We start from the raw sequence: 1968 nt of genomic DNA on the forward strand, positions 1-1968 counted from the left end.
TCCTTAGACAGTGAAATTTTAGAAATAATTAAAAGTCTAGATAAAATTTCAACAGAATCTTCAAACAAAACTAATGCAAAAGCATATTTAGCATATCAAAGTTTATCTGTTGATAATAAAAAAAGTTTAATTAAACGAATTAGGATTTTAGATAATTCAATCGGAATAACCGAAATTAATGATAAAATAAAAAAAGAACTTATTTATTCAACGTACCCTAGTTCTTTAGATGCTTTTCTTGAAATATTAGAAGGATGGTGGTTTGCAAAATCAATAGACAATTTAACTTCACGAATCGACTCTATTGGTTCAAGTGAATTACAATTAAAAATAGCTAATATCAGTGATTCTTTTCAAGCAGATAATTTACCGAATCATTTTTCTGTTCAACTAGAAATAACAGACGAAGATGTTGAAAATTTAAAGGAGAGGAATTTTTTAAAGCAATTAGACCTAATAAAAATAAATGCTAATTCAAGAACTTTAAAAAGAGCAATTAGTGATTTCAGAAGAGCCTTTGAACAACGTTCTAAATGGTTAAGACTTCAATTATTAAACCCCGATGAAGAAGAACAATATGACGTAAAACTATACGATTACTGGCAAAACATCTTTGATATAATGTGTGACGAAGCAGAAGAAAAAAACATCGAAGAAGTCATTGAACTTGGAAGAGGGTTTTATATGGAGCAATTTGCCAAAACTTGTCCACAAATCAAAATTCGAGAAAAATTCAATGAGGACTATTTGACAAGGGGAAGCTATCAAATGCTTTCAGATTCTAAAAAAATTGGTTGGCATCCAAATTACAAAAAAGACATATGAATATAGGTTGGACAGAACGAAATACAATTGTTGCAAATTTATTTAATCCTGCGTTTTGTGGGGAAATTATTAGAGCAACTGCAAAAGAATATAACAAACATACTAGTACTAACTTTCCATATGCATTTGCCTTTTTGATATTACCAATAGTACTACACAAAGCTACCAGAGAACGTATGCCAAGGTCGGTTAGAACATATTATTTTGTATGGGTAGAACAAAATGACGATTTGTTTTTTGATTTTCCTAAACGTACACGAAGTATGGTAAAATATACAAAAGAAGCATTATTATTTTTACTTGCCCATCACAAAATTGAAATTAATGAAAATGCTGAAATACTAGCAAGTGACGAAAAAGTAAAAATAATAAATAAGGAGGAATATCAAGAATACAACGATATATTAAAAAAAGCAGAAATGCTAGGTAAATGGTTGTCTTCAACAAGTGATGTTAAATCAATATACTCATTTTTAAGAATAACACCATAATTATGCAAATACAGAAAATCATATTATATAGCCATAGTGGTAAAAAAAGAATATTGCCATTTGAACTTGGGAAAGTAAATATTATAACTGGAGAATCTAAATCGGGTAAATCTGCTTTAATTGAAATAATTAATTATTGTTTAGCTTCAAGTGGTTGTGATATTCCAGAAGGTATTATTCGTGATACCGTATCGTATTTCGCAATCCAAATTATTTTTAATGATTCGGAGACAGCATTTATTGCTCGAGAAAACCCGAATATCAAAGGTATTCAAGCTTCAACTACAGTCTGCCTACTTCGGAATATTGGAGAAATTCCTCCTAATTTGGAAGATATAAAATCTAACTTAAATGTTGATGCTTTGAAAGATTTTTTAACCCGAAAAATTGGTATTTCTGAGAACATACACATTCCTGACTCTCTAACAAGAGAACCGTTAAAGGCCAACTTTAAACATTCACGTTTTTATTGCTACCAGCCTCAATATTTAGTTGCCGACCCATATCAACTTTTTTATAACCAAAATAAGGAATTTGTTCCACAATCAATTAAAGATACACTTCCTTACTTTTTAGGAGCTGTCAATGAAAATTCATTAGCCATTGAAAGTGAAATTACTCAATTAAAAAAGAATCTTAATAGATTAGTAAG

General features: G+C 29.5%; 3 protein-coding genes. All 3 read left to right on the forward strand.

Annotated features, from left to right (window positions below):
• Positions 1-825: ABC-three component system protein (locus FPG59_RS16765; RefSeq protein ID WP_217875938.1), on the forward strand; the 825-nt coding region annotated here is incomplete at its 5' end.
• Positions 822-1316, forward strand: a complete 495-nt coding sequence (locus FPG59_RS15675) for a three component ABC system middle component (protein WP_086455477.1) — start codon at positions 822-824, stop codon at positions 1314-1316. The genes FPG59_RS16765 and FPG59_RS15675, both read left to right, overlap by 4 nt.
• 2 nt (positions 1317-1318) lie before the next feature.
• Positions 1319-1968, forward strand: a 650-nt coding sequence (locus FPG59_RS15680; protein WP_176330772.1) for an AAA family ATPase, incomplete at its 3' end; no start/stop codon positions are given.

The organism is Flavobacterium sp. FPG59, from assembly GCF_002150205.1.
Classification (GTDB): domain Bacteria; phylum Bacteroidota; class Bacteroidia; order Flavobacteriales; family Flavobacteriaceae; genus Flavobacterium.

Bases quoted from the DNA above. Each gene is read 5' to 3' on its own strand.
- FPG59_RS15675 (WP_086455477.1), top strand. From the start codon at position 822: ATGAATATAGGTTGGACAGAACGAAATACAATTGTTGCAAATTTATTT.